General features: G+C 65.9%; 20 protein-coding genes. 12 read left to right on the plus strand and 8 right to left on the minus strand.

Going from position 1 to position 25,779, the window contains the following annotated elements:
* Positions 1–142: 142 nt before the first annotated feature.
* The gene (gene uraH, locus B2P87_RS12890) at positions 143–499 is read left to right on the plus strand and encodes a hydroxyisourate hydrolase (protein ID WP_141892228.1); all 357 of its coding nucleotides are present in this window, start codon (positions 143–145) and stop codon (positions 497–499) included.
* Positions 500–578: 79 nt separating this feature from the next.
* Here the strand turns inward: uraH and B2P87_RS12895 are convergent, their stop codons facing one another.
* On the minus strand, positions 579–1,487 hold the full coding sequence (locus tag B2P87_RS12895) for a LysR family transcriptional regulator (protein ID WP_058284641.1): 909 nt from the start codon (positions 1,485–1,487) through the stop codon (positions 579–581).
* Positions 1,488–1,591: 104 nt separating this feature from the next.
* Here B2P87_RS12895 and B2P87_RS12900 point away from each other — a divergent pair, with 104 nt between their 5' ends.
* Both B2P87_RS12900 and B2P87_RS12905 read left to right on the plus strand, forming a co-directional pair.
* Entirely contained in the window at positions 1,592–2,851 is a 1,260-nt protein-coding gene (locus tag B2P87_RS12900) for a urate hydroxylase PuuD (RefSeq protein ID WP_141892227.1), read from the plus strand.
* A gap of 312 nt (positions 2,852–3,163) precedes the next feature.
* Positions 3,164–3,367, plus strand: a complete 204-nt coding sequence (locus B2P87_RS12905; protein ID WP_058284716.1) for a hypothetical protein — start codon at positions 3,164–3,166, stop codon at positions 3,365–3,367.
* A gap of 62 nt (positions 3,368–3,429) precedes the next feature.
* On the opposite strand, the gene B2P87_RS12910 is transcribed toward B2P87_RS12905, so the two are convergent.
* The gene (locus tag B2P87_RS12910) at positions 3,430–4,347 is read right to left on the minus strand and encodes a LysR family transcriptional regulator (protein WP_141892226.1); all 918 of its coding nucleotides are present in this window, start codon (positions 4,345–4,347) and stop codon (positions 3,430–3,432) included.
* Between the two features lie 207 nt (positions 4,348–4,554).
* Here B2P87_RS12910 and xdhA point away from each other — a divergent pair, with 207 nt between their 5' ends.
* The 5 genes from xdhA (at position 4,555) to guaD (ending at position 12,368) form a co-directional block, all read left to right on the plus strand.
* Positions 4,555–6,018 (plus strand): xanthine dehydrogenase small subunit, encoded by a 1,464-nt coding sequence (gene xdhA, locus B2P87_RS12915; RefSeq protein WP_141892225.1) that lies wholly within the window; start codon positions 4,555–4,557, stop codon positions 6,016–6,018.
* A 12-nt stretch (positions 6,019–6,030) separates the two neighbouring features.
* Positions 6,031–8,349, plus strand: coding sequence for a xanthine dehydrogenase molybdopterin binding subunit (gene xdhB, locus B2P87_RS12920; RefSeq protein WP_141892224.1), 2,319 nt, complete (start codon positions 6,031–6,033; stop codon positions 8,347–8,349).
* 3 nt (positions 8,350–8,352) lie between these two features.
* Positions 8,353–9,360, plus strand: a complete 1,008-nt coding sequence (xdhC, locus tag B2P87_RS12925; protein WP_244940843.1) for a xanthine dehydrogenase accessory protein XdhC — start codon at positions 8,353–8,355, stop codon at positions 9,358–9,360.
* A gap of 31 nt (positions 9,361–9,391) precedes the next feature.
* Positions 9,392–10,987: a xanthine/uracil/vitamin C permease gene (locus tag B2P87_RS12930; RefSeq protein ID WP_141892223.1), complete on the plus strand. Its 1,596-nt coding sequence runs from the start codon at positions 9,392–9,394 to the stop codon at positions 10,985–10,987.
* 76 nt (positions 10,988–11,063) lie between these two features.
* Positions 11,064–12,368: a guanine deaminase gene (gene guaD, locus B2P87_RS12935; protein WP_141892222.1), complete on the plus strand. Its 1,305-nt coding sequence runs from the start codon at positions 11,064–11,066 to the stop codon at positions 12,366–12,368.
* A 108-nt stretch (positions 12,369–12,476) separates the two neighbouring features.
* Here guaD and B2P87_RS12940 read toward each other — a convergent pair whose 3' ends face one another.
* Together B2P87_RS12940 and B2P87_RS12945 are read right to left on the minus strand one after the other, a co-directional pair.
* Positions 12,477–13,841 carry a sensor histidine kinase gene (locus B2P87_RS12940; RefSeq protein ID WP_208764548.1) on the minus strand — a complete coding sequence of 455 codons (1,365 nt, stop codon included), beginning with the start codon at positions 13,839–13,841 and terminating at the stop codon, positions 12,477–12,479.
* Entirely contained in the window at positions 13,831–14,502 is a 672-nt protein-coding gene (locus tag B2P87_RS12945; RefSeq protein ID WP_008558446.1) for a response regulator transcription factor, read from the minus strand. Before B2P87_RS12945 ends, B2P87_RS12940 begins: the two co-directional genes overlap by 11 nt.
* 144 nt (positions 14,503–14,646) lie before the next feature.
* Between B2P87_RS12945 and B2P87_RS12950 the strand changes: the two genes are divergently transcribed.
* Both B2P87_RS12950 and B2P87_RS12955 read left to right on the plus strand, forming a co-directional pair.
* A complete protein-coding gene (locus B2P87_RS12950; protein ID WP_141892220.1) occupies positions 14,647–15,762 on the plus strand; it encodes a Do family serine endopeptidase in 1,116 nt (371 codons plus the stop codon).
* A 235-nt stretch (positions 15,763–15,997) separates the two neighbouring features.
* Complete coding sequence (locus B2P87_RS12955; RefSeq protein WP_141892219.1) at positions 15,998–18,538, plus strand: AMP-binding protein; 2,541 nt, start codon at positions 15,998–16,000, stop codon at positions 18,536–18,538.
* Here B2P87_RS12955 and B2P87_RS12960 read toward each other — a convergent pair.
* The 3 genes from B2P87_RS12960 to B2P87_RS12970 form a co-directional block, all read right to left on the minus strand.
* Positions 18,535–19,743, minus strand: coding sequence for a pyridoxal phosphate-dependent aminotransferase (locus B2P87_RS12960; protein WP_141892218.1), 1,209 nt, complete (start codon positions 19,741–19,743; stop codon positions 18,535–18,537). The two genes, B2P87_RS12955 and B2P87_RS12960, sit on opposite strands and share 4 nt — an antisense overlap.
* 259 nt (positions 19,744–20,002) lie before the next feature.
* Positions 20,003–20,890, minus strand: coding sequence for a LysR substrate-binding domain-containing protein (locus B2P87_RS12965; RefSeq protein WP_141892217.1), 888 nt, complete (start codon positions 20,888–20,890; stop codon positions 20,003–20,005).
* Between the two features lies 1 nt (position 20,891).
* Complete coding sequence (locus tag B2P87_RS12970; protein ID WP_141892216.1) at positions 20,892–21,782, minus strand: LysR substrate-binding domain-containing protein; 891 nt, start codon at positions 21,780–21,782, stop codon at positions 20,892–20,894.
* A 153-nt stretch (positions 21,783–21,935) separates the two neighbouring features.
* On the opposite strand from B2P87_RS12970, the gene B2P87_RS12975 reads away from it, so the two are divergent.
* Positions 21,936–23,438, plus strand: a complete 1,503-nt coding sequence (locus tag B2P87_RS12975; protein ID WP_141892215.1) for an aldehyde dehydrogenase family protein — start codon at positions 21,936–21,938, stop codon at positions 23,436–23,438.
* Positions 23,428–24,699, plus strand: a complete 1,272-nt coding sequence (locus tag B2P87_RS12980; RefSeq protein WP_141892214.1) for an NAD(P)/FAD-dependent oxidoreductase — start codon at positions 23,428–23,430, stop codon at positions 24,697–24,699. The genes B2P87_RS12975 and B2P87_RS12980 overlap by 11 nt, the downstream gene beginning before the upstream one ends.
* Positions 24,700–24,730: 31 nt before the next feature.
* Here the strand turns inward: B2P87_RS12980 and B2P87_RS12985 are convergent, their stop codons facing one another.
* Entirely contained in the window at positions 24,731–25,759 is a 1,029-nt protein-coding gene (locus B2P87_RS12985; RefSeq protein WP_244940842.1) for a zinc ABC transporter substrate-binding protein, read from the minus strand.
* Between the last annotated feature and the right edge of the window lie 20 nt (positions 25,760–25,779).

Consider the following 25,779-nt stretch of genomic DNA (forward strand, 5'->3'; position numbering starts at 1 on the left):
CTCCTGTCTTTTTATTATGTATAGAACAGATAATCTGCTTCGGCTTTCAGTATATTTTTGAAAGAACTTTTTGACTCTTCCCGCTGTATGGGGCGGGCTGAACCAAGCATACCTAGGGAAACGGAATTGAAAGGAGGCTGTCATGGCCGGATTTCTGACCACCCATGTGCTGGACACCGCCCGCGGCTGCCCGGCGGAAGGGCTGAAGATCGACCTGTACCGGATCGAAGGCGATGAGCGCATCCATCTGCGCAGCCTGACCACCAATGACGACGGGCGCACTGACGAACAGATCCTGCCCGCAGGCGAATTCGCCACCGGCACCTATGAGCTGGTGTTCCACGCAGGCGGCTATCTGCGCGCCACCGGCCAGGCTGGGGCGGACCCGCTGTTCCTGGACGAGGTGCCGCTGCGTTTCGGCATGAGCGAGGCAGACAGCCACTACCACGTGCCGCTCTTGCTGTCGCCTTACGGCTATTCCACCTACCGCGGCAGCTGAGTCGCACACCCCAAGATACCTCTCCTCCCGCTTGGCATCTGCCGGCGGTTCCCGCCTCAGGAAACTGGGGCGGGCTTTTTCATTCTGGGGGGAGGGACGCCTGAATGTGATCCACCATGAAATCCATGAACAGCCGCACCTTGGGGTCCTGATGGCGGCGGTGAACGTACAGGCAGGCCATCTGGATCGGGATCGGCGGCTCCTCCGCCAGCACCGGCACCAGCCGGCCGGAGGCGAGGTGTTCCGATATTTCGAACACCGGCTTCAGGATGATCCCATGCCCGTCCAGCGCCCAGCTGGTCAGCACGTCGCCGTGGTCCGATTCAAACGGCCCCGTAACCGTCACCCGCTTGACCCCATCCTGGCTGCGCAGCGGCCATTGGAACTCCGGCGCGCCGGGATAGCGCAGGTTCAGGCAGTCATGCGCGTCCGTCTTCAGCTCCTCGCTGTTGTTCGGCTGGCCGCGCCGCTTGATGTACTCTGGCGCCGCGCACAGCACCCGCGGGCAATCGGCGATCTTGCGGATGCGCAGGTTTGAATCCTCCGGCACGCCAAGGAAAAACGCCGCATCCAGCCCCTCCGCCGCCAGGTCCAGCTTGCGGTCCGACAGCCGCAGCCGGATCGAGATCAGCGGATAGGCTTCCTTGAACTTCGGCACCGCCGGTGCAATCAGGTGCTGCCCCAGACCCAAGGGCGCCGCCACATAGAGCGTTCCGCGCGGGGTTTGGGTGACGCTGCTGATATCGGCCTCCGCCTCGTCAACCGCTTCCAAAATCTTGACCGCCCCGTGATAGAACAGATTGCCCTGTTCGGTCGGATTGAGCAGCCGGGTGGTGCGCTGGAACAGCCGCACGTTCAGGTGATCCTCCAGCTGCGAAATCCGCGACGACGCCACCGCGGCCGAGATCCGCATGTCCCGCGCAGCGGCAGACATGTTGCCAAGTTCATAGACACGGACAAAGGTGCGGATGTTGTCGAGATAGGCCATTCACGTATTCTTTGTGTTATTTTGAAACAGCTTGGGTTTTTTACCTAATACATGAAAATAACACCATGCTCTAGTCTCGGGTCAAAGCTTATGAGGAGAGAACAATGGAAGAGCTTGTGATCATGTGGGACTGGCTGGGCTTTGCGGTCCGCTGGCTTCACGTCATCACCGCCATTGCCTGGATCGGATCGTCCTTCTACTTCGTCGCGCTGGACCTTGGCCTGCGGAAGGTTCCGCATCTGCCGGTCGGCGCGCACGGCGAGGAATGGCAGGTCCACGGCGGCGGTTTTTATCACATCCAGAAATACCTGGTGGCGCCGGAGAACATGCCGGATCATCTGATCTGGTTCAAATGGGAGAGCTACGCCACCTGGCTGTCTGGCGCGGGGCTGCTGATGATCGTCTACTGGGCCGGCGGTGAACTGTACCTGATCGACTCCAGCAAGGCTGACCTGGCCCTGTGGCAGGGTATCCTGATCTCCGGCGCATCACTCAGCATCGGCTGGCTGGTCTATGATGCCTTGTGCAAATCGCCGCTGGGGGAAAAGCCGACCTTCTTGATGGTGCTGCTGTTCGTCCTGCTGGTCATCATGGGCTGGGGCTACAACCAGATCTTCACCGGCCGCGCGGTGATGCTGCATCTGGGCGCCTTCACCGCGACCATCATGACGGCAAACGTGTTTTTCATCATCATGCCGAACCAGCGCATCGTGGTGAAAGACCTGCAGGAAGGCCGCACGCCGGACGCAAAATACGGCAAGATCGCCAAGCTGCGCTCGACCCACAACAACTACCTGACGCTGCCGGTTGTGTTCCTGATGCTGTCCAACCACTACCCGCTGGCCTTTGCCACCGAGTACAACTGGCTGATCGCGGCGCTGGTGTTCCTGATGGGCGTGACCATCCGCCATTACTTCAACAGCAACCACGCAGGCACCAGCAACCCGACCTGGACCTGGCCGGTGACCGCCATCCTGTTCATCGGCATCATGATCCTCAGCCAGGCGCCGCTGCAACAGGACACCGTTGAGGAGTCCGAGGCGCGGGAGCTGACCAAATCCGAGCAAGTGTTTGCCAGCAATCAGCATTTCGAGGACGTGATGAATGTGGTACCGGGCCGCTGCGCCATGTGCCACGCGCGGGAGCCCTACTATGACGGCATCCGCCGCGCGCCCAAGAACGTGCTGCTGGAAACCCCGGCGGATGTGGCGAAATACGCCAAGGAGATCTACCTCCAGGCCGGTGCCACCCATGCGATGCCGCCCGCAAACGTCACCTTCATGGAGAACGAGGAACGCGCCCTGATCCGCCGCTGGTACGGCAGCGCCTCCAAAGATCTGCCCTTCGCGCTGGCTGCGAACTGAAGCAGACCCGACGGACAAGCCCAATGGCCCCGCCCCTGTGGCGGGGCCATTTTTGTCGGGCACCCCGCGTGCACCATCCGTACACCGCTTGTGCACCCCCGATGCTGCAAGACGCTGGAACCAAACTGCGCCGGCGTGTGTTATACTGCCACGGGGTTTGCCCAATTGTGCCGGAAACCCGGGGCTTTCCGGCCTGTTCTGCCACAGCGCCAATCCCTTTCGGGCACCCTTTTTCCCGGCGGAAAACGCCGGGAGCTGGCCGTTTGGGACCGCGGCAACACTGCGGGGTTTGGGCGTGAAGGAGGAAACGTGATGTTTAAGAAGACTTTCGCTATAGGATTTGCACTCTGCACCACCTTGGCCGCCTGCGGTGACACCACTGGCGAGCGGCTGGTCTACGGCGCGGGCGCCGGGGCCGCCGGCGCGGCGGTTCTGGACGGCAATGTGGCCGCGGGCGCCGCAGTGGGGGCCGCAGCAAACCTGCTTTACTGCCAGGAAAACCCGCACCGCTGCTAAGGCGGGTCTCATATTCCATATCAGGCGGGCCACCGGTGCCCGCCTTTTCTTTGGCGTGATGTCTACTTGCCGGTCTCGCTGTGCCGGAAGGCGGCCAGACCCTGCTTCACTGCGTAATCGACGAACAGGCGGATCTTGGGGTCCTGCAATTTCCGGTGCGGGTACAGGCAGCCGAAGATCGTCGGCTCCGGCGGCGTGTCCGGCAGCACCTCGACCAGCGCGCCGCTGCGCAGATGCGCGGCCACGTCAAAGCGCGGCTTGTTGACGATGCCGCGCCCGTCCAGCGCCCAACCCGTCAGCACGTCGCTGTCATCGGCGTCGTATTTTCCTGAAACTTCCAGCTTGCGCGGGCCTTCCGGCGTGGCCAGCGTCCAGTAATATTCGGGCGAGCGCGGGTAGCGCAGCAGCAGGCAGTTGTGCCCCGTGAGAAGATCCTCCGGCACCTGCGGGGTACCATGCCGCTCCAGGTATTGCGGCGCGGCGCACAGCACCCGGGCGCAATCGGCGATCTTGCGCATCTTCAGGGTCGAGTCGTGCGGGGTGCCGATAAAGAACGCCACATCCAGCCCGTCAGCCAGAATATCGACCTTTCGGTCCGACATCCGCATCCGGATTTCGGTGGCGGGGTACGCTTCGACAAACCCCGGCACCAGCGGCGCTATGATGCGGCGGCCCACACCCAACGGCGCGGTCACCCGGATCACCCCGCGCGGTGCGGCGGAGAACTGCGAGACCACCGCCTCCGCGTCCTCAATCGATTCGAGCACCTTCTTGGCCTCGGTGTAGAACAGCTGCCCGGCCTCGGTCGGGGTCAGCGATCTCGTGGTGCGGTTGAACAGGCGCACGCCAAGGTGCTTTTCAAGTTCCTTGATCCGCTTGCTTGCCACGGCAGGAGTCAGCCGCAGATCCCGCCCGCCAGAGGTGATGCTGCCCAGCTCGACGACTCGGGTAAAGACCCTCAGGGATTCCAGATAAGACATCGTTCACAGACCTTTACAGGGCGCATCTGCCGCTTGCACAGCGCGGCGGCAGGCGGCAAACACGCCGGTTCCGGCCCCTGTTATCCTAATCATTTTCAACAGGGTGTTGAAAGCCTTTCGCGATTGCAGCCGTTAACCGATGCAGTCAGACAAGGTAAAAATAACATAAGCGGGCCAGCTCGGCCCAAGAGACATTCGGGAGGCCCCATGGCACATCAAACCGGCATACGCTTTCTTCTGAACGGCAAGGACATTGTGCTGGAGGACGTGAAGGCGACCACCACCCTGCTGGATTTCCTGCGGCTGGAGCAGCGCCTGACCGGCACCAAGGAAGGCTGCGCCGAGGGCGACTGCGGCGCCTGCACCGTGCTGGTGGGCCGCCTGCAGGGCGGCGCGCTGCGCTATGAGACCGTGAACGCCTGCATCCGCTTCCTTGCGTCGCTCAACGGCTGCCACGTGGTGACGGTCGAGCATCTGTCCGGCCCCAAAGGCCGTCTGCACCCGGTGCAGCAGGCGATGGTCGAATACCACGGCAGCCAGTGCGGTTTCTGCACCCCCGGCTTTGTGATGTCGCTTTATGCGCTGTGGATGGAAAACCCGCAGCCGAATGAGACGCAGGTTGAAACCGCCGTGCAGGGCAACCTCTGCCGCTGCACCGGCTATGAGCCGATTGTGAAGGCAGCACTGGCGGTGAACCAGTACGGCACCCCGGCCAATGATTACCTGACCACCGAACGCGACAACCTGACCGCCAAGCTGAAGGCGATCCAGCCCGAGGCCCGCGTCGTGACCGGCCCCGAGGACGACCGCGCCATCCTGCCACTGGACGCGGCGGATCTGGCAGAAGTGCTGGCCGAGAACCCCAAGGCAACCATCGTCGCAGGCTCCACCGATGTGGGCCTCTGGGTCACCAAGTTCATGAAACCGATCTCCCCGGTGGTGTTTGTTGCCCACTTGGAGGAGCTGAAGGCGATCGAGCTGACCGATGAGGCGCTGACCCTCGGTGCCGGCGTCACCTATACCGAAAGCGAAGCGGCGATCCGCGACGCCTTCCCGCACCTTGGCGCCTACTGGGACCGCATCGCCGGCTGGCAGGTGCGCAACATGGGCACCATCGGCGGCAATATCGCCAATGGCTCGCCCATCGGGGACACCCCGCCGGTGCTGATCGCCTTGGGTGCTGAGGTGACGCTGCAGAAAAAAGGCGGCGCGCGCACCCTGCCGCTGGAGGATTTCTTCATCGATTACGGCAAGCAGGACCGCGAGCCGGGCGATTTCGTGGCCTCGATCCGCATCCCGCTGCGCCGGGACGGGCAGATCGACGCCGCCTACAAGATTTCCAAGCGCCGGGACGAGGATATTTCCTCGGTCGCTGCCGGCGTCAGCGTCACCGTGAAGGACGGCACGATCACCTCTGCCCGGATCGCATTCGGCGGCATGGCAGCCACGCCCAAGCGTGCCGCCGGTGCCGAGGGTGCGCTGGTGGGCCAGCCCTGGGGCGAGGCCGCGTTTGACGCCGCAGCGGAGGCGGTGAAGCAGGATTTCACCCCGCTCAGCGACTGGCGCGCCTCTGCGGAGTACCGGTCGCTCACGGCCAGCAACCTGCTGCGCCGCTTCTACCTGGAACATGATGCGGGAACCGCCGGGGCTGTCCGGCTGGCCGTCGCCTGAGGAGATTTTGAGATGAAAGACCATCAGACCATCAGCGGCGCCGTGCACCATGACCGCCAGCACGACAGCGCGATCAAGCATGTCACGGGCCGCGCCGAGTACACCGACGATATCGCCGAACCCTATGGCACGCTGCACGCCTACCTGGGTGTCTCCACCGTGGCGCATGCCAATATCAAGGGCATCGACCTGTCTGCCGTGCGCGCCGCGCCCGGTGTGGTGGATGTGCTGACCGCGGATGACATTCCCGGCGTCAACGACATCAGCCCCACCGGCAAGAATGACGAGCCGGTGTTCCCGACCGAGAAGGTCGAATTCCACGGCCAGCCGATGTTTGCGGTGATTGCCGAAACCCGCGACGCCGCCCGCCGTGCTGCCGAACTGGCACAGGTGGACTATGAGGTGCTGCCGCATGCACTGGACCCGGTCCAGGCGCAGGAGGCCGGTTATCCGATGATCACCGACCCGCTGAAGCTGGAGCGCGGCGATGTGGAGGTGGGACGGAAGGGTGCCCCCCACCGCATCCAGGCGCAGATGACCGTCGGCGGCCAGGACCACATGTATCTGGAAGGCCACATCGCCTTTGCCATCCCGGGCGAGGATGAAGATGTGACCGTGCATTGCTCCACCCAGCACCCGAGCGAGGCGCAGCATATGGTGGCGCATGTTCTGGGCGTTGCGAACAACGCGGTCACCGTCAACGTGCGCCGGATGGGCGGCGGTTTTGGCGGTAAGGAAAGCCAGATGAACCTGTTCTGCGCGGTGGCAGCAATCGCTGCGAAGAAGCATAACCGCCCCGTCAAGATCCGCCCGGACCGCGACCAGGACATGACCGCCACCGGCAAACGGCATGACTTCGTGATCGACTATGACGTGGCCTTTGACGATGCGGGCCGCATTCAGGCGGTCGAGGGCGGCTTTGCCGCGCGCTGCGGCTATTCCTCGGACCTGTCCGGGCCGGTCACCGACCGCGCGCTGTTCCATGCGGATAACGCCTATTTCTACCCGAATGTACTGCTGAAAAGCAGACCTATGAAGACCAACACCGTCTCCAACACCGCCTTCCGCGGCTTTGGCGGCCCGCAGGGTGTGATCGCGGCGGAGCGGATGATCGAGGAGATCGCCTATGCCCTCGGCAAGGACCCGCTGGATGTGCGCAAGGCGAATTTCTACGGTGAAGAGGGCCGCGACCTGACGCCCTACCATCAGAAGGTGGAGGACAACATCCTCGACCGGCTGATCGGGGAGCTGGAGGAAAACGCCGAATACCGCAAGCGCCGGGAAGAGATCATCGCCTTCAACAAGGACTCGAAGATCATCAAGAAGGGCATTGCGATCACGCCGGTGAAATTCGGCATCTCCTTCACCGCGACCTGGTACAACCAGGCGGGCTCGCTGATCCACGTCTACAATGACGGCTCGATCCACCTGAACCACGGCGGCACCGAGATGGGGCAGGGCCTCAACACCAAGGTGGCGCAGGTTGTGGCCGACGCCTTCCAGGTGGATTTCGAGCGCATCAAGATCACCAAGACCACGACTGAGAAAGTGCCGAACACCTCCGCCACCGCGGCCTCTTCGGGCTCGGACCTCAACGGCATGGCGGCGCTGGATGCGGCGGAGCAGATCATTGCCCGGCTGACCAAATTCGCGGCTGAGAAGTACGGCGTGTCAGAGGCGGAAGTCGAATTCCTGCCCAACCGCGTGCGCGTCGGCAGTGAAGAGATCCCCTTCGACAGGCTGGTGAAGGAGGCCTATATGGCCCGCGTCCACCTGTCGGCGGCGGGGTTCTACAAGACGCCGGAAATCCACTGGGACCGCGCGGCGGGCAAGGGACAGCCGTTCTTCTACTACGCCTATGGCGCGTCCTGCTCGGAAGTGTCCGTCGATACGCTGACCGGCGAATACCGGGTGGAGCGCACTGACATCCTGCATGACGTGGGCCGCTCGCTGAACCCGGTCCTGGACAAGGGCCAGGTGGAAGGCGCGTTCATTCAGGGCATGGGCTGGCTCACCACCGAGGAGCTGTGGTGGGACGGTGAAGGCCGCCTGCGCACCCATGCGCCCTCGACCTACAAGATCCCGCTGGCCTCTGACCGGCCGCGCATCTTCAACACCCGGCTGGCCGAATGGTCGGTGAACAAGAAGCGCACCATCAAACGGTCCAAGGCCGTGGGCGAGCCGCCGTTCATGCTGGGCATCTCGGTGTTCGAGGCGCTGTCGATGGCGGTTGCCAGCACCGCGGATTACAAGGTCTGCCCGCGCCTGGATGCGCCGGCCACGCCGGAGCGCGTGCTGATGGCGATCGAAACCCTCAAGGGGCAGGGCTGAGCCATGGCACGCCGCCTTTCCCTCCAGGACTTTCTGTCCCGTTACGAACATGTGGTGCAGGTCGCGCTGACCCGCGTCCGCGGGTCCTCCCCGCGCGAAGCCGGCACCTGCATGTTTGTGGCGGCAGAGGGCCTCTGGGGGACCATCGGCGGCGGCCAGCTGGAATATATCGCCATCGACCACGCGCGGCGGATGCTGAAGCAGGATCGCGCTTTGCGTTCCGTCGAGAGCCTGAATCGCCCGGCCGGTAGGCCGGGCAGCGCCCGACCCTCCCCACGGGAGGGCGCTAACGCACCCACCCAGGGTCAGGCACTGCCCTCAGCACTGTGTGAAACGCTCGACGTGCCTTTGGGCCCGGAGATCGGTCAGTGCTGCGGCGGACGGGTCGAAATGACGCTAAAGTGGATATTTCAGGCCGACCGTGACGACGCCATCGCACGCGAACAGGCCGGAGAGCAGGCGCTGCCGCATGTCTATGTGATGGGCGCAGGCCACGTGGGCCGGGCCCTGGCGGATCTCTTCCAGCACATGCCGGTGCGCTGCATCCTGATCGACCAGCGCGCCGAAGAGCTGGCCCTGTGCCAGGCGGATGTGGAAATCCGCCAAAGCGCTATCCCTGAGATCGACATCGCCGCCGCCCCTGCGGGCAGCGCCTTTATCATTCTCACCCACGATCACGCGCTCGACTTCCTGCTGGCCTCCGCTGCATTGCAGCGCGGCGACGCGGGCTATGTCGGGCTGATCGGATCGGCCACCAAGCGGGAGAAGTTCCGCCGCTGGTGCCGGGACCATTGCGACGGTCTGGGAACCGACCGTCTCATCTGCCCCATCGGGGCAGGCGGCAGCCGCGACAAGCGGCCCAGCGTCATCGCAGCCTTCGTGGCAGCGGAAGTGATCGCTGATTTGACCTCTGAAACTGCCGCGTCCGCTCCAGCACGGAGCAAGGAATTGCCCCAAACGGGCAAGCAACCGGACGCAGAGGGAGACACGGCTGGAGCATTCAGCCGTTAAGGACTGCGTCCTCTGATAGGAGGAGGCCGCCATGACCACAGGGCGGAGCTATACGTATAAACTGTTCGCGCGGAATGACTTCAGTGCATTCTGGGCGCTGTTCACCGACAACCTGATCAACCTGATCGTGCTTTCGGGCATCTGTCAGTTTGTCTTCAACATGCCGGCCGACATCGTGTTCGGCCGCATCGTGCCGGGCGCCGCGGTGGCGATCCTGGCCGGTATCGCGGTCTACACCTGGCTGGCCAAGCACATTGCCGAGAAGGAAGGGCGCGACGTGACGGCGCTGCCCTATGGCATCTCGACCCCGGTGATGTTCGTCTATCTGTTCGGGGTGATCGGGCCGATCTACTGGTCCACCAATGACGCCATGCTGGCCTGGCAGGTGGGCATCGGCGCGGGCTTCATGGGCGGCATCGTCGCCGGCCTTGGCGCGATCGTCGGCCCCTGGCTCAAACGTGTGACCCCGCGCGCCGGGATGCTGGGCACGCTCTGCGGCATTGCGCTGGTGTTCATCGGCACCGTGCCGCTGGCGACGATCTTTGAAAATCCCTTCATCGGCTTTGCCTCGATGATCATCATCCTGTGGGGTCTGGTGGGCCGCCACCGGCTGCCGTTCAACATCCCCGCCGGTCTCTTGGCGCTGATCGTGGGCACCGTTGTGGCGCTCGGCATGGGCGAGGCATCGGTCTCCTTCGAGGGCGTCGGCGTCTACCTGCCGGTCCCGTACTTCGGCGACCTGATCGCGGGCATCCAGCATCTGTTCGCCAACCCGGAGCTGTTCCTGGTGCTGGTGCCAGTGCAGATCTACAACTTCATCGAAACCATGAACAACGTCGAAAGCGCCGAAGCCGCGGGCGACCACTACCCGGTTGCCGTCTGCCAGGTGACTGATGGCGTTGGCACCATGATCGGCGCAGTCTTCGGCTCGCCGTTCCCGACCACCGCCTACATCGGCCACCCGGCGTATAAGCGAATGGGCGCGCGCTCCGGCTACATCATCGGCGTCGGGCTGGTGATCCCCTTTGCCGCCTTCTTTGGCCTCCTGGCGTTCCTCAACAACCTGATCCCCGTGGCGGCTGCCGCGCCGGTTCTGGTGTTCGTGGCACTGAGCCTGGTCACGAACACTGCGCATTCGGTGAAGACCGACCACATCGCCGCGGTGACCATCGCGATGATGCCGCATGTGTCGGCCTTCCTGGTGATCAAATGGGGGGCACTGGCCGGCGCATTGGGCGCACTGGGTGCCACCGGCATGGCGCAGCTGGGCGATCCGGAACTGACAGCGGCGCTGCTGCAGCAGGGCGCACATTACGAAGGCCATCTGGCCCTCAGCCAGGGGGCCATCCTGACCGGCCTGATCTGGGGCGCCATCGTGGCCAGCGTGATCGACGGCGACTTCCGCAACGCGGGCGGCTTTGCCCTGGCGGCGGCACTGATGTCGCTGGTTGGCATCATCCACTCTGCCAGCCTGCACTGGCCGGAATTCAGTGGTGTTGCCATGGGCTACCTGATCGCTGCAGCCTTCCTCTACATCTACCCGATCTTCCACAAGGCGGAGGAGCATGAGGAAGCGGCAGAGGACGGTGTGAAACCCCACGTGCCGCATCTGCCGGCGGGCGAATAATCCCAAATGACACCCAAATAATAATGGGCAGGGGGCCAGCGCGTCCCCTGCCTGCGAACCAAGGACACCAAAAGACATGACATCGAAACAGACGCTGCTGCGCGGGCGGGTTCTTTCCTTCACCGCCGAGCCGCAAGGCCCCGAAGACACCAGCGCCTATGAGTTCATCGAGGACGGCGCGCTGCTGGTCGCGGACGGCATGATCCTGGCCAAGGGCAGCTATGACGCGCTCGCCCCGCAGGCCGCAGGCGCCGAGGTGATCGACCACCGCCCGCATATCCTGATGGCAGGCTTCATCGACACCCACCTGCATTTCCCGCAGGTGCAGGTGATCGCCTCCTGGGGCTCACAGCTGCTGGAGTGGCTGAACAACTATACCTTCCCCGAGGAGGTCCGTTTTGCCGACGCTGGCCACAGCGCTGAAATGGCCGGGCATTTCTTTGACCTGCTGACCAGCCACGGCACCACCACCGCCGTCGCCTACTGCTCGGTCCACAAGACCTCCGCCGAGGCCTATTTCACCGAGGCCGCCCGCCGCAACATGCGGATGATCGGCGGCAAGGTCCTGATGGACCGCAACGCGCCCGAGGGCCTGCTGGACACGCCCTTGAGCGGCTATGACGACACCAAGGAGCTGATCGCGAAATACCACGGCAACGGCCGCGGGATGTATGCCATCACCCCGCGCTTTGCCATCACCTCCACCCCCGGCCAGATGGAGATGGCCGGCGCGCTGGTGCAAGAGCACCCGGAGTGTTACGTCCAGACCCATCTGTCGGAAAACCACGACGAAATTGCCTTCACCGCCGAGCTGTACCCGCAGGCGCGCGATTACCTGGATGTCTACCAGTCCTACGGGCTGCTGACGGAAAGGATGCTGCTGGGCCATTCGATCCACCTGCAGCCGCGCGAGATCGACGCGCTGGCGGAGACCAAGGCCAAGCCGGTGTTCTGCCCGACCTCCAACCTGTTCCTCGGCAGCGGGCTGTTTGACGACGCAGGCCTGCGCAGCCGCGGCATCACCAATGCGATTGCCACAGACATCGGCGCAGGCACCAGCTATTCGATGCTGCAGACCCTGAACGAGGGCTACAAGGTCCTGCAATTGCAGAACCAGAAGCTGCACCCTTTGCGCGCCTTCCACTGGATCACCCGCGGCAATGCGGTGGCGCTGGGGCTGGAGGACAAGATCGGCACGCTGGAGGCGGGCACCGAGGCCGATATCGTGGTGCTCGATTCCCGCGCCACCCCGGCAATGGACCTGCGGATGCAGCGGGCAGAGACCCTGTCGGAGGAGCTGTTCATCCTGCAGACCCTGGGCGAGGACCGCGCCATCGCGCAGACCTATGCGGCCGGCAAGCCGATGAAACCGGCGGCATAGGGCCGGAACCGTCAGGCTCCGCCGCGCCGGGCTGAGGCGTCCAGGCTGCGGCGGATCCCGGTGCCGTTTTCCGGCAGCGGAAAACGGTCAGGACCGGGCCGCGGCGGGCTAGGCTGAAAATCGCACTTCCACCCGCAGGCCGGGTTTTGCATCGGACAGGCGCAGCTCGGCCCCGTGCAGGCCGGCAATCGCCGCCACCAGGCTCAGCCCCAGGCCGCTGCCCGGCGTGGTCCGGCTCCGCTCCAGCCGGTAGAGGCGGCGCAGAACCTTCTGGTGTTCTGCCTCCGGGATGCCGGGGCCATGGTCGCGCACAGACAGCACCGCCGCCGCCCCGTCGCGGCGCAGCGACAGGCTGATGCCGGTGCCTTCGGGCGTATGGCGCAGCGCGTTTTCGATGAGGTTCGCCAGCAGCTGGCCCAGCAGGGCGCGGTCGCCGGTGACGGTGACGGGCGCCTCCGGCAGGCTGAGGCTTAGGGTGCGGTTCTGCTCCTCTGCCGCCGGTTCATAGATTTCGCCAAAGGTGGCGGCGACCTCGCGCAGGTCGACGGCTTCGAACCGCGACCGCGGCGTGCCGTCCTCCAGCTGGGCGATTTGCAGCAGCGCCTCGAAAGTGCTGGTGATGCCGCGGGTCTCCTCCAGCGCCTTGTCTGCCAGCGCCTGCGCCTCTTCTGGCAGGTCCGGCATCTCCTGCAGCCGCGACAGCTGCACCGCCACCCGCTGGATCGGCGTTTTCAGATCATGCGCAATGTCCGCCGAAACCTGCCGCAGCGCCTCGGTCGCCTGCTGCTGCGCCTGCGCCATGCGGTTCACGCTGCGGCCGATGCGGGCGATATCGCCCTGCGCCGGCCCCGTCTGCGGCACCCGCGCGCCAAGGTCGCCGGAGGTGAGCGCCGACAGCGTGCGCTCGATCCCCCTGAGGGAACGGGCTGAGCGCCGCGCCAGCAGCACGCCGCCCAGCATCGCCAGGGCCGTCGCGGGCAGCAGGCTGAACAGGAACACCCACAGGAACGTCTGGCGCAGGTCATCCAGCGGCTTGGCGCTTTGCGCCACGGTCAGCAGCCCGCCGTGGATGTATTCGCTGAGCGAGATGAACCGGCCCGAGATCTCCACCGGTTCCGGCCCCAGCGCGACCACCCGGAACCCCGCCTGCTGCTGCATGATCGCGGCATTGCCGGCCACCACCCGCCCGCCGGGGCGGCGGTAGCTGAGCAGCCGCCGCTGCGGGTCTGTCTCGCGCGTTTCGGCATTGACCAGCGCCGCCAGCGCCGCGGCGGAGGGCGCGGCGCGAAAGCCCGCCATGTCCTGAGTCAGGCTCTGCTCGATCGCCTGCCGCTGGGCACCATGGGCAACGTAGTAGGTGATCCCGAGGCTGAGCGAGCTGGCCGCGACAAACAGCAGCGACAGCCACAACGACTGCCGCATCGGCGAAGAGCGCAGCAGCACCCGCGCCCGGCTGAACAGGTCAGCCGGCAATCCGGTACCCCGCACCGCGCACGGTTTCGATCAGTTCGGTCCCGAACGGCTTGTCGACCTTGGCCCGCAGGCGCGAGATATGGGTCTCCACCACATTGGTCTGCGGGTCGAAACTGATGTCCCAGACCGCTTCCAGCAGCATGGTGCGGGTCTGCACCCGGCCCTTGCGGCGCAGCAGATGCTCCAGCAGGCGGAACTCGCGGGGCAGGAGGTCGATCTCCTGGCCCGCGCGCGTCACCTTGCGGCGGATCAGGTCCATCTCCAGATCCCCCGCCCGCAGCACCGTCTCCTGCTCCTGCAGGCCCGGGCGGCGGGCCAGCGCGGCCACCCGGGCGGCCAGCTCGCCAAAGGCAAAGGGTTTGACCAGATAGTCATCCGCCCCGGCCTCCAGCCCGTCGATCCGGTCGTTCACGCCGCTCAGTGCCGTCAGCATGATCGCGGGCGTGCGCACACCCGCGCCGCGCAGGGTCTTGATCAGGCTCAGCCCGTCAAGACCGGGCAGCATCCGGTCGATGATCAGCACGTCATACTCCGCTGCGGTGGCCTGCAGCAGCCCCTCGCGCCCGTCGGTGACGAGATCGGCGGTATGCCCTTCCTCGCGCAGGCCCGCCTGAACATAGGGTCCGGTGGTGGCGTCATCTTCGATCACCAGGATTTTCAAGGCCGGCCCCTCCCGTGTTTCAGCGCGCCGGTGATACACCCCGGCGCGGCGCAGCGCACATTACAGATCTGTATAGAAGGCGTCAGGCGGTTGAAATCCAAGCCCTCCATCTGGCTTTCATCACTTCAACGCAAGGAGACGAAGATGTCCAATCCTGCCACCGCCCCCAAGAGATTTGCCTTTGGCCTGACCGCCGCCGTTTCGGCCGCCGCGATGCTTGCGCTGACCCCGGCCGCTGCGCTGGCGGTGCCTGCCGGCGGCTACGCCGATCTGGTCGAAACCGTCGCGCCCGCGGTTGTCTATGTCGAGGTGACCGGCAAGGCGCAGCCCGTGTCGGACCACCAGGCAATGCCCAATGACCCGATGATGGAGGAATTCATGCGCCGCTTCGGGGGCCGCATGCCGCAGCAGCCGGACAGCCGCCCGATGAAAGGCGCAGGCTCCGGCTTTGTGATTGCCGAGGAGGGGCTGATCGTCACCAATAACCACGTGATCGAAAACGCCCAGACGGTAACCGTGACCCTGGCCGACGGCAGCAAGCATGACGCCACCGTTGTCGGCACCGACCCGCTGACCGACATCGCGCTGCTTAAGGTAGCGGCGGACGCGCCGCTGCCGGTGGTGGAATTCGGCTCCTCCGGGGAGCTGCGGGTGGGCGATGAGGTCATCGCCATGGGCAGCCCGTTCGGCCTGTCGGGAACGGTGACCTCCGGCATCGTCTCGGCCACCTCGCGCAACATCAACTCCGGCCCGTTCGACGACTTCATCCAGACCGACGCGGCCATCAACCGGGGCAACTCCGGCGGCCCGCTGTTCAATGCCGAAGGCGAGGTCGTGGGCGTCAACACCGCGATTTATTCGCCGGGCGGCGGTTCCGTCGGGATCGGCTTTGCGGTGCCCTCGGACATGGTGCAGAAGATCGTCGCCGATCTGGAAGATGACGGCGAAATCACCCGCGGCTGGCTGGGCGTGCAAATCAAGCCGCTGTCGGAGGACGCCGCCAACGTGCTGGGCCGCGAGGCCGGCAAGGGCGTGGTGATTGAAGGCGTGCAGGCAGACAGCCCCGCTGCCAAAGCGGGCCTGAAGCCCGGCGATGTGGTGCTGCGCTTTGGCGGTGCCGAAATTGAAGAGCTGCGCGATCTGACCGCGGCAGTGGCGATGAATGCCCCCGGTGAGTCGGCACAGATCGAGGTGCTGCGCCAGGGCAAGGCGCTGACGCTGGACGTGACCTTGGGCGACCGTTCCGGCCAGGAAACCTGACCCCCTGCGCCGCCATCGCACCCCCGCCGGGCTGTCGGCGGGGGTGTCCGCATGTGTTCAGCCGGGCGATGCCAACCATTGCTGTCACGGCTCAATCCATTCTTACCATAATGTTGATTACATACTTCAGACAGGGTCCGCACGAGGGCATGAGAAAGCGCAGCGCGGCCGGCCCGCATCAATAATTGACAAAATTAGTAAATTATCTTACCCGCCGCCCTCGAAGGAGTTGCGGATGTTTTTTGACCTCGAGAATTTGCGCGCTTTCGGCCCCCGGCCCTGCCTGGAGACGGCGGGTGGACCCGGGCTGTCCTACGCCGGACTGGCCGATGCCGCAGCGCAGTTTGGCGCCCTGCTGCCGCAGGACCGGCAGCTGATTGCGGTGGAAGCCGCCGCCGATCCCGAGGCCATCACTGCCTATGTTGGCGCCTTGGCCGCGGGCCACGCAGTGATGCCGCTGCCCGCCGGGGATGAAGCAACCGCTGCCCGGCTGGAGGAACGTTTCCGCCCTGCCGCCAGTTTCCGCCGGCTTGGCGGCGCCTGGCAGCTGCTGGCCCATGCGCATGAGCCCGCCGCCATCCACCCGGAGCTTGCGCTGCTGCTGCAAACCTCCGGCAGCACCGGCCATGGCCGCGGCGTGCGGCTGACCGGTACCGCCGTGGACGCCAACGCCCGCGCAATTGCGCAGTATCTGGAAATCCACCCAGAGGACCGCGCCGCGCTGATCCTGCCGCTGCATTATTCCTATGGCCTGTCGGTGCTGCATTCGCATCTGGCAGCCGGCGCCAGCCTCTGGCTCGCCCCCGGCTCGGTGCTGGAGGCCGGTTTCGCCGCCGCGCTGGAGGCCTCCGGCGCCACCAGCCTGGCCGGTGTGCCGCACCACTTCAGGCTGCTGGAGAGCGCAGGCCTGTCCCACGCCCTGCCCGAAAGCATCAAGACCCTCACCGTGGCGGGCGGGGCCATGGAGCCGGATCAGGTCAGCGCCTGGGCCAGCCGGATGCAGGCCCGCGCCGGGCGGTTCTTTGTGATGTACGGCCAGACCGAGGCCACCGCCCGGATCAGCTACCTGCCGCCGGAAGAGGCGCTGGCAAACCCCGGCGCGGCAGGCCGCGCCATCCCCGGCGGCCGCCTGCTGCTGCGCGATGCCGGCGGCAAGGAAATCACCGCGCCCGAGGGCGAAGGCGAGCTGATCTACCAGGGCCCTAACGTGATGATGGGCTATGCCGAAGACAGCGCCGATCTGGCCAGGGGCGCGGAGCTCAGCGAACTGGCCACCGGCGACCTGGCCCGGCGCGATGCAAACGGGCTCTATCATATCACCGGACGGCTGTCGCGGATGTCCAAGATCGCGGGCCTGCGCATCGGCCACGACGCCATCGAACGCGCCCTCGCCGCCCAGGGGCATGAGGCCGCGGTCTGGGGCGACGACGCCCGCATCTCCATCGCCGTCTGCGGACCGCAGGACGGCATCGCCGCGCTGGCGGCCCGGCTGACCGGCGTTGGCCAGCAGCATTTCACCGTGATCCCGCGCGCCTCCCTGCCGCGCCGCGCCAACGGCAAGATCGACTATCCGGCGCTCAAGGCGCAGTCTGCTAAATCTGCGCCTGCGAAAGGCGTCCTCGCCGCCTATCAGGCCGCCTTTGCACCGCAAACCGTGGGCCGCAACGACAGTTTCGCCTCGCTTGGCGGCGACTCGCTGCGCCATGTGGAGCTGTCGCTGGCGCTGGACGAGGCCCTGGGCGGCGCCCCGGCCGGCTGGGAAGACATGCCGGTCAAGGATCTGGAGCAGGCAGCCCCGGCACCCTCCGCCAGCCTGCCCTTTGACCTGGTGGCCCGGGTGGTTGCCATCCTCGCCGTGGTCACTGCGCACCAGACATTCTGGCCGGTCTACGGCGGTGCGGCCGCAATGGTGATCCTGATGGGGATGAGCATTGCAGGCTTCCGCTGGGACGCGCTGGCATCCGGCAGCATGCGCAGCTTTTTCAAACCGGTGGCAGCGGTGCTGACCCCCTATTACCTGATCCTGGCCGGCTATGCCGTGGCCTGGGAGCAGGTGCCCTGGGCCTCGGTCTTTCTGGCCGGCAACTTTGCCCTGACAACGCCCGAAACGCATCTGATGCTGCCCTATCTTTACTGGTTCATCGAGGCGTATCTGCAAATGACGCTGCTGGCGGCGCTGCCGTTTGCCCTGCCGCCGGTGCGGCGCTGGCTGGTGCGGCAGGGCGCGTTCCGCACCGGCCTCTGCTTCCTGGGGTTTGCCGTCGCCATCAGGCTGATCGCGCCGGAAATCTGGCAGATCGGCGGCCGCGCGCAGTTCACCGTGCCGTGGGTCTTCTACCTCTTTGCCCTCGGCTGGTGCATCACCGCCGCCTCGACGCTGGGGCAGCGGCTGCTGGTGCTGGGGGCGGCCTGCGTGATCATGCCCGCCGCCGCCTATCTGGGCGGAAACTGGTACGGGGCCTGGATCAAATACATGTGGCTGCTGGCGCTGATCGCCGGGCTGCTGTTCATCAGCCGCCTGCCGGTGCCGCGCTTTGCCGCCCGCCCGATGATGCGGCTGGCGCAGGCGGCCTTCCCGATCTACCTGCTGCACCGCTTCGTGCCGGAGCTCTTGATGCCGGTGATCGGGCTGGAGGGCCGCAGCCCGCTGAACGATGCACTGGCCATCTTCGGGGGCATCGCCCTGGGCCTTGCCGCCGCCGCGCTGCAGCGCCAGCTGGTGCAGGCCTGGTCCAATGCGCGCAACCGCCCGGAACAGGCCATGGCCGAAGCCTAGCGGAGCGCCGCCACCGCCCCGCCGATCCGGCTCAGTGCCTCCCGCAGCTCTGCCTCGGAGGTGGCATAGGAAATCCGGAAATAGGGCGAGATGCCAAAGGCGCGGCCAGGCACCACCGCCACATGGTGCTGGTCCAGCAGATAGGCGCAGAAATCCGCGTCCGTCTCCAGCACTTGGCCCTCAGGGGTGCGCTTGCCCAGAAGCCCTGCGCAATTGGCAAACGTGTAAAACGCCCCCTCCGGCACCGGGCAGGTGATCCCCTCCATGGCGTTCAGCGCCTCCACCACCAGGTCGCGCCGCGCCTGGAAACTCTCCCGCCGCTCGGCCAGCACCTCCTGCGGGCCGTTGAGCGCCGCCACCGCCGCCGCCTGCGAAATGGACGAGGGATGCGAGGTCGATTGCGACTGCACCACCTTCATCGCGTCGATCAGCGCCTTCGGCCCGCCCGCATAGCCCAGCCGCCAGCCGGTCATCGCATAAGCCTTGGAGACGCCGTTGACCGTCAGCACCCGGTCCTTCAGCCGCGGCTCCACCTGTGCAGGTGTTGCGAATTCAAAGCTGCCATAGATGATGTGCTCATACATGTCATCGGCCATCAGCCAGACATCCGGATGCCGCAGCAGCACCTCCAGCAGCGGCTGATAGTCGGCGGCGCTGTAGCCGGCGCCTGCCGGGTTCGAAGGCGAATTCAGCAGCAGCCAGCGGGTGCGCGGGGTGATCGCCGCTTCCAGCCTGTCCGCCGTCAGCCGAAAGCCGGTATCATCCCCGCAAGGCACCAGCACCGGTTCGCCGCCCGCGATGCGGATGATATCGGAATATGAGGTCCAGTAGGGCGTCGGCACGATCACTTCATCGCCCGGGTTGAGGCTTGCCATGAAAGCGTCGAAGAGGATTTCCTTGGCGCCGGTGCCCGCGACGATCTCGTCCAGCGTGTAGTCCAGCCCATTGTCGCGCTGGAACTTGGCCTGGATGGCCTGCCGCAGCGCCAGCGTGCCGCCAAGCGCGGTGTATTTGGTCTCCCCCGCCCGCATCGCGGCGGCGGCGGCCTCCTTGATGTGCTCCGGCGTGTCGAAATCCGGCTCGCCCGCGCCAAGGATGATCACCGGCGCGCCTTCGTGCTTCATCTCTGCCGCCTTGGCGCCGATGGTGAGGATTTCCGAGACTTCGATCGGGTCAAGACGGCTGGCGCGGCGGAATTGGGCCATGGCGGAGGCTCCCTGCTGGTTTTGGCAAAGCCAGCTTGAAACGAAAGCTGCACTTCGGAAAACCGTCGCTTTACGACACAACCCATTCCGGTTCGGCATTGGTCCCGTTTCTGCCGCGCAGGGCTGCGCCTGCCTGGGTAGGTGCGAATGCACCTGTCCGTTTTGCCGGAGGCAAACCTCCGCTTTGACGGGCAGGCAGGTGCAGCCCGGCCTGCCGGCCGGGCAAGCCGGGCAAGCCGGGCAAGCCGGGCAAAAGGTCTCAATTCGACTTCGAATGCAACTGCTTCTTCAGCCATCGTTCCAGTTTCTGCACCGCCTCCGGCACCGGCCCGTGCGGGCGCACCAGGTAATAGCGCTTGCGCGACACCAGCGCCGGACCGGGTATCCGCAGCAGATCCCCTGGCGCGATCTCCCGCGCCACCATGTCATAGGGCACAATGGCCGCCCCCAGCCCCGCCGTGGCGGCGGCAATCACCATCGAATGCTGATCGAAATAGCGCCCGTCCTGCCGCGGCGCGCCCGCCAGACCGGCGCGCTCGAACCACTCCGCCCAGGACCCCGCGCGGCTTTCCAGATGCAACAGCGGCGCCTGCGCCAGATTTTCCGTCCGCTCCAGCTGATACGCGGCATGGAACCCCGGCGCGCAGACCGGCACCATCTCCTCCCCGAACAAGGGGGCCATATGAGTGCCGGGCCAGTTATCCAGCCCGTAATGCACCGCCAGGTCGAAGTTTTCCCGCGCAAAATCAAACGGCTCCAGCCGGGTGGAGAAGCTCAGTTCCACCTCCGGGTGGCGGGCAAAGAAATCCGGCAGCCGCGGGATCAGCCACAGGTTGGCAAAACCCGGCAGCACCGCAATCCGCAGGGCCGACCGCCCGGCCCCGGCGGCAGCGGCCTTCTGCAAGGTGGCGCGCAAGCCCGCCAGATCCAGCTCCAGATCGGCGGCCAGCCCCTGCCCGGCCGGCGTCAGCACCACGCCGCGGCCCGCGCGCTGGAACAGGTCGAACCCCAGATCCGCCTCCAGTTCCTTCACCTTCTTGCTGACCGCGCTTTGGGTGAGCCCCAGTTCCTCCCCCGCAGCGGTAAAGCTCTGGTGCCGTGCAGCGCTCTCGAAACAGCGCAGATGGGTCAGGCTTGGAAGCCGCATGTCATTTCTCCTCCAGCTGCGCCAGCAGCCACTCGCGGAACTTGATCAGCGGATACTCCTCCGCCTGATCCGCAGGCCAGACCAGGAAGTATTCGCCCAGACTCACAGCTTCGCCTTCCATCGCCAGCGCCAGCCGGCCTTGCGCAATCTCATTCTCGGCCAGGAAATCCGGCAGCAAGGCCACCCCCAGCCCATGCACCGCCCCCTGCGTCATGGCGGAGGACTGGTCAAACAGCATCCCCCTGAGCTTCTCCGCCGGCACGTCGTGCAGATGAAACCACTGCTCCCAGCAATCGGGGTGCGTCTCCAGATGCAGCAGCGGATAGTCCAGCAGCTCCGCCGGGCGGGCCACCGGCCCGTCCATCAGCCCGGGCGCGCAGACCGGCAGCACATGTTTCGGCATCAGGGGCAGATACTCCACCCCCGGCCAGTCGCGCGTGCCGTAATGGATCGCCGCCTGCGCACTGCCCCCGTCAAAGCTGAACGGCAGATTGTGGGTGTGCAGGTTCACGGTGATGCCGGGGTGCGATGCGGCAAACCCCTTCAGCCGCGGCGCCAGCCAGTGGAGGCCAAAGGACGGCAAGATCGACAGGGTGAAACTGCCGCCGTCCGGGTTCGCGCGCAGCTTGACCGAGGCCTGCGCCAGCCGGGTCAGGATCGCCCGCGCCTCCTTGGCAAAGCCTGCGCCTGCCGGCGTCAGCTGCATCCGCATTTGGTCACGGGCGATCAGATCGACCCCCATCTGTTCTTCCAGCTGTTTCAGCTGGCGGCTGACGGCGCTTTGCGTCAGCGACAGATCCTCCGCCGCCGCCGAGGCGCTGCCCAGCCGGTCAACCGCCTCCAGCGCCAAGAGAGACGGGATCGAGGGCAAAAAGCGGCGCGGGGCAATCATATGATCTTAGCTCATAGCTTCACGATTTAGTTTCAATAGCAATCCGCGCCCGGCGGTGCAATTTCTATATCAGACCGACCCCCGGCGGGACATTAGCGCAAAGCAGGCTAAAGTTTTGCTCATGCCCTGCCCTCGCATCCAAAGGATTCCGACATGCCCCATTCCGACATTCTCGCCGCTGCCGGCCTTACCCAAGCCGAACTGACTGGCGGCAGCCTCTCCGTCACCACGCCGGTGGACGGCAGCGAAATCGCCCGGCTGAAACCCCACAGCATGGCGGAGGCCGAAGCGCAGATCGCCGCCGCCAAGGCCGCCTTCAAATCCTGGCGCCTGGTGCCGGCCCCGCGCCGCGGCGAGCTGGTGCGCCTCTTGGGCGAGGAACTGCGCCGCGAAAAGGAAAACCTGGGCCGCCTCGTCACCCTGGAATGCGGCAAGATCTACCAGGAAGGCCTGGGTGAAGTGCAGGAGATGATCGACATTTGCGACTTTGCGGTGGGCCTGTCGCGCCAGCTCTACGGCCTCACCATCGCGTCCGAACGCCCCGGCCACGCCATGCGCGAGAGCTGGCATCCAATGGGCACCTGCGGCATCATCACCGCCTTCAACTTCCCCGTCGCCCCCTGGTGCTGGAACGCAGCCCTTGCGCTGGTCTGCGGCGATCCGGTGATCTGGAAACCGTCGGAAAAAACCCCGCTCACCGCCCTCGCCGTGCAGACAATCTGCGACCGCGCCATGGCGGCCTTCGGCGGTGACGCGCCCGAGGGCCTCATTCAGGTGCTGATCGGCGAGCGCGAATTGGGCGAGGCGCTGACCGCCTCCAATGACGTCGCCATCATCTCCGCCACCGGGTCGGTGCCGATGGGCAAGGCGGTCTCCGCCGATATGTCCAAACGCCTCGGCCGCACCATTCTGGAACTGGGCGGCAACAACGCGATGATCGTGGCGCCCTCCGCCGATCTGGAAATGGCCCTGCGCGCCATCGTGTTCTCCGCCGTCGGCACCGCCGGCCAGCGCTGCACCTCCCTGCGCCGCCTGATCGTGCATGAGGACATCTATGACGCGCTGATCCCGCGCCTGATCAAGGCCTATGAGGGCCTGCCGATCGGCGACCCGCTGGCCGATGGCACCCTGGTCGGCCCGCTGATCGATGCCGCCGCGCTGGATGCGATGAGCAGCGCACTGGAACGGGCGAAATCCGAGGGCGGCACCGTGCATGGCGGCGCACGCGCGCTGGCGGACAGCCACGCAGACGCCGCCTATGTCCACCCGGCGATTGTCGAGATGCCTGCCCAGACTGCCATCATGCACACCGAAACCTTCGCCCCGATCCTCTATGTGGTGAAGTATTCCAATCTGGACCAAGCCATTGAAATGCAGAACGAAGTGCCGCAAGGTTTGTCCTCCTGCATCTTCTCCACCGACGTGCGCGAAACCGAATATTTCCTCTCGGCAGCAGGCTCCGACTGCGGTATTGCCAACGTCAACATCGGCCCCTCCGGCGCGGAAATCGGCGGCGCTTTCGGGGGCGAGAAGGAGACGGGCGGCGGCCGCGAAAGCGGCTCCGACGCCTGGAAAGGGTACATGCGCCGGCAGACCAACACCGTGAATTACTCGCGCGCGCTGCCGCTTGCTCAGGGGATCAAGTTTGACATCTGATCTGGCGTCCGGCCTCTGGCATCAAACCTGCCAGGAAACCCCAGCCTTCCCGGAATTCTCCGGGGAGGCGGAGGCCGACCTCGTGGTGATTGGCGGCGGCTACACCGGCTGCTCCGCCGCTTTGAAGGCCGCCGAACTGGGCGCCTCGGTCCGTCTGATCGAGGCGGAGGATACTGGCAGCGGCGGCTCCGGCCGCAACGTGGGGCTGGCCAATGCCGGCCTCTGGCTGCCGCCGGAGGACATCAACGCCGCACTGGGGACAGAGGCCGGCAGCCGCCTGTCGGCCCTGCTGGCCGGCGCGCCGCAGATTGTGTTCGAACTGATCGCAAAACACGCCATCCAATGCGAGCCGGAGCGCAAAGGCACCTTGCATTGCGCCCATGCGCCGTCCGGGCTGAAAGACCTGCAGCGCCGCCACGCCCAGCTTCGCGCCATCGGCGCGCCGGTGGAGCTGCTGCCGCGCGAGGAGGCCGTGCAGCGCACCGGGTCCAACGCCGTGCACGGCGCGTTGTTCGACCCGCGCGCAGGCACCATCCAGCCGCTGGCCTACGCCCGCGGCCTCGCCCGCGCCGCCGCCGCGGCGGGCGCGCAGCTGCACACCTGCTCTCCGGCCACCGCCATCCGCCGCGACGGCGGCAGCTGGCAAGTGGCGACGCCCAAGGGCAGCCTGCGCGCGCGCCACCTGATCATGGCGACCAACGCCTATGCGCGCGGCATTTCCGGCTACGAGGCGCCTTCGGTGATTCCGGTCCATTACTTCCAGGCCGCCACCGATCCGCTGCCCGCCGCGCTGCTGGAGAAAATCCTGCCAAACAAGGAAGGCTGCTGGGACACCGCACTGGTGATGTCGTCGTGGCGGCTCGACCAAGCCGGGCGGCTGGTGATCGGCGGCATGGGCGCGCTCAACCATGCCGGCAGCGCCCTGCACCGCAGCTGGCTGCCCCGCAAGCTGGCGGCGCTGTATCCGGAGTTGAAGGATGCGCGGCTCCACAACCACTGGCACGGCCGCATCGCCATGACCACCGAGCATCTGCCCAAGATCCTGGACCTGCAGGGCGGATATGCCTGTTTCGGCTATTCGGGCCGTGGCATCGGCCCCGGCACCCTGTTCGGTGCCGCCATGGCCGAGGCGCTGCTGAGCGGCGACAGCGCCCGCCTGCCCGTGCCGCCTGCCAAGGATCACGCGATCCCCTTCGCGGGCCTGCGCAGCGCCTACTATGAGACCGGCGCCACCTTGACCCATCTGGTCAGCGACAGATGAAAAAGACGGGCCGCCCCGGCCCGCCCTTCACTCATTCGCACCCGGCAATCGCGCTGCCGATATCCCGCAGAAGCGCGGGGTAAAACTGCGGCCCCGGCTCCAGTTTGGCGCCCAGCGGATCCAGCAGCGCGGTGCCTGCTCCGGTGCCGTCCAGCACGGTGGCGACCACGCCCGGATTGAACTGCGGCTCCGAGAACACGCAGGACACTTTGAGATCGGCCACAACGCCGCCCACTTCGGCAATCCGCGCCGGGCTCGGCTTGACCGCATCCCCCAGTGAAATCGCACCGGCCGCGTTCAGGCCGAAACCGCGCTCGAAATACTGATAGGCGTCGTGGAAGACGATGAACTGCTTGGCCCGGAACGGTTCCAGCGACGCCGAGATACTGGCGGCAGCGTCCGCAATCTCCTGCTTGCCGGCCTCTGCATTGGCTTTGTAGGCTGCGGCATTGTCCGGGTCGTGCTCTGCCAGCTCTGCTGCGATCACGTCCAGCCAGGCCTGTGCATTGGCCGGCAGCAGCCAGGCGTGCGGATCGGCGCCCGCATGGCTGTGCCCGTGCGCATCCGCGTGATCGCCATCGTCCTCGCGGCTGTCATGGTCTGCATGATTCTCATGGCCTGCGTGATCACCGTGATCATCGTGATCCTCATGATCGCCATGATCCTCGTCATGCCCATGCGCCTCAAACCGGGCCCCTTCGCGGAACGCCAGCACTTCGGTGCCTTCCGCCGCCAGCAGCTCCACCCGGTGCGCATCGCCCGCCAGCTCCTCCAGCGGGCCTTCCAGCCAGGGGGTCAGCGCCTCGCCCATCCAGAACACCAGATCCGCCTGGTCCAGCGCCTGCGCCTCGGACGGGCGCATCGCATAGCCATGCGGCGACGCCCCCGGCGGCACCACCAGGGCCGGCGCGCCCAGCCCCTGCATCACCCGCGCCACCAGCCCGTGCACAGGGGTGATATCCGCCGCCACCTTCGGCACCCCGGCCCAGGCCCCGCCTGCCCCGGCCAGCACGGCCACCGCCACCGCCGCACCGCTTTTCCACACGCTAGAGTTCCGCATATCAAGCCCCATGTAATCTT

The organism is Leisingera sp. UBA4491 (assembly GCF_002388965.1).
GTDB lineage: Bacteria > Pseudomonadota > Alphaproteobacteria > Rhodobacterales > Rhodobacteraceae > Leisingera > Leisingera aquaemixtae.

Bases quoted from the DNA above. Each gene is read 5' to 3' on its own strand.
- B2P87_RS12975 (WP_141892215.1), top strand. From the start codon at position 21,936: ATGCCCCATTCCGACATTCTCGCCGCTGCCGGCCTTACCCAAGCCGAA.
- B2P87_RS12950 (WP_141892220.1), top strand. From the start codon at position 14,647: ATGTCCAATCCTGCCACCGCCCCCAAGAGATTTGCCTTTGGCCTGACC.
- B2P87_RS12895 (WP_058284641.1), bottom strand. From the start codon at position 1,487: ATGGCCTATCTCGACAACATCCGCACCTTTGTCCGTGTCTATGAACTT.
- B2P87_RS12900 (WP_141892227.1), top strand. From the start codon at position 1,592: ATGGAAGAGCTTGTGATCATGTGGGACTGGCTGGGCTTTGCGGTCCGC.
- xdhA (WP_141892225.1), top strand. From the start codon at position 4,555: ATGGCACATCAAACCGGCATACGCTTTCTTCTGAACGGCAAGGACATT.
- B2P87_RS12930 (WP_141892223.1), top strand. From the start codon at position 9,392: ATGACCACAGGGCGGAGCTATACGTATAAACTGTTCGCGCGGAATGAC.
- B2P87_RS12970 (WP_141892216.1), bottom strand. From the start codon at position 21,782: ATGATTGCCCCGCGCCGCTTTTTGCCCTCGATCCCGTCTCTCTTGGCG.
- B2P87_RS12985 (WP_244940842.1), bottom strand. From the start codon at position 25,759: ATGCGGAACTCTAGCGTGTGGAAAAGCGGTGCGGCGGTGGCGGTGGCC.
- B2P87_RS12965 (WP_141892217.1), bottom strand. From the start codon at position 20,890: ATGCGGCTTCCAAGCCTGACCCATCTGCGCTGTTTCGAGAGCGCTGCA.
- uraH (WP_141892228.1), top strand. From the start codon at position 143: ATGGCCGGATTTCTGACCACCCATGTGCTGGACACCGCCCGCGGCTGC.
- B2P87_RS12910 (WP_141892226.1), bottom strand. From the start codon at position 4,347: ATGTCTTATCTGGAATCCCTGAGGGTCTTTACCCGAGTCGTCGAGCTG.
- B2P87_RS12955 (WP_141892219.1), top strand. From the start codon at position 15,998: ATGTTTTTTGACCTCGAGAATTTGCGCGCTTTCGGCCCCCGGCCCTGC.
- guaD (WP_141892222.1), top strand. From the start codon at position 11,064: ATGACATCGAAACAGACGCTGCTGCGCGGGCGGGTTCTTTCCTTCACC.
- B2P87_RS12960 (WP_141892218.1), bottom strand. From the start codon at position 19,743: ATGGCCCAATTCCGCCGCGCCAGCCGTCTTGACCCGATCGAAGTCTCG.
- B2P87_RS12905 (WP_058284716.1), top strand. From the start codon at position 3,164: ATGTTTAAGAAGACTTTCGCTATAGGATTTGCACTCTGCACCACCTTG.
- xdhC (WP_244940843.1), top strand. From the start codon at position 8,353: ATGGCACGCCGCCTTTCCCTCCAGGACTTTCTGTCCCGTTACGAACAT.
- xdhB (WP_141892224.1), top strand. From the start codon at position 6,031: ATGAAAGACCATCAGACCATCAGCGGCGCCGTGCACCATGACCGCCAG.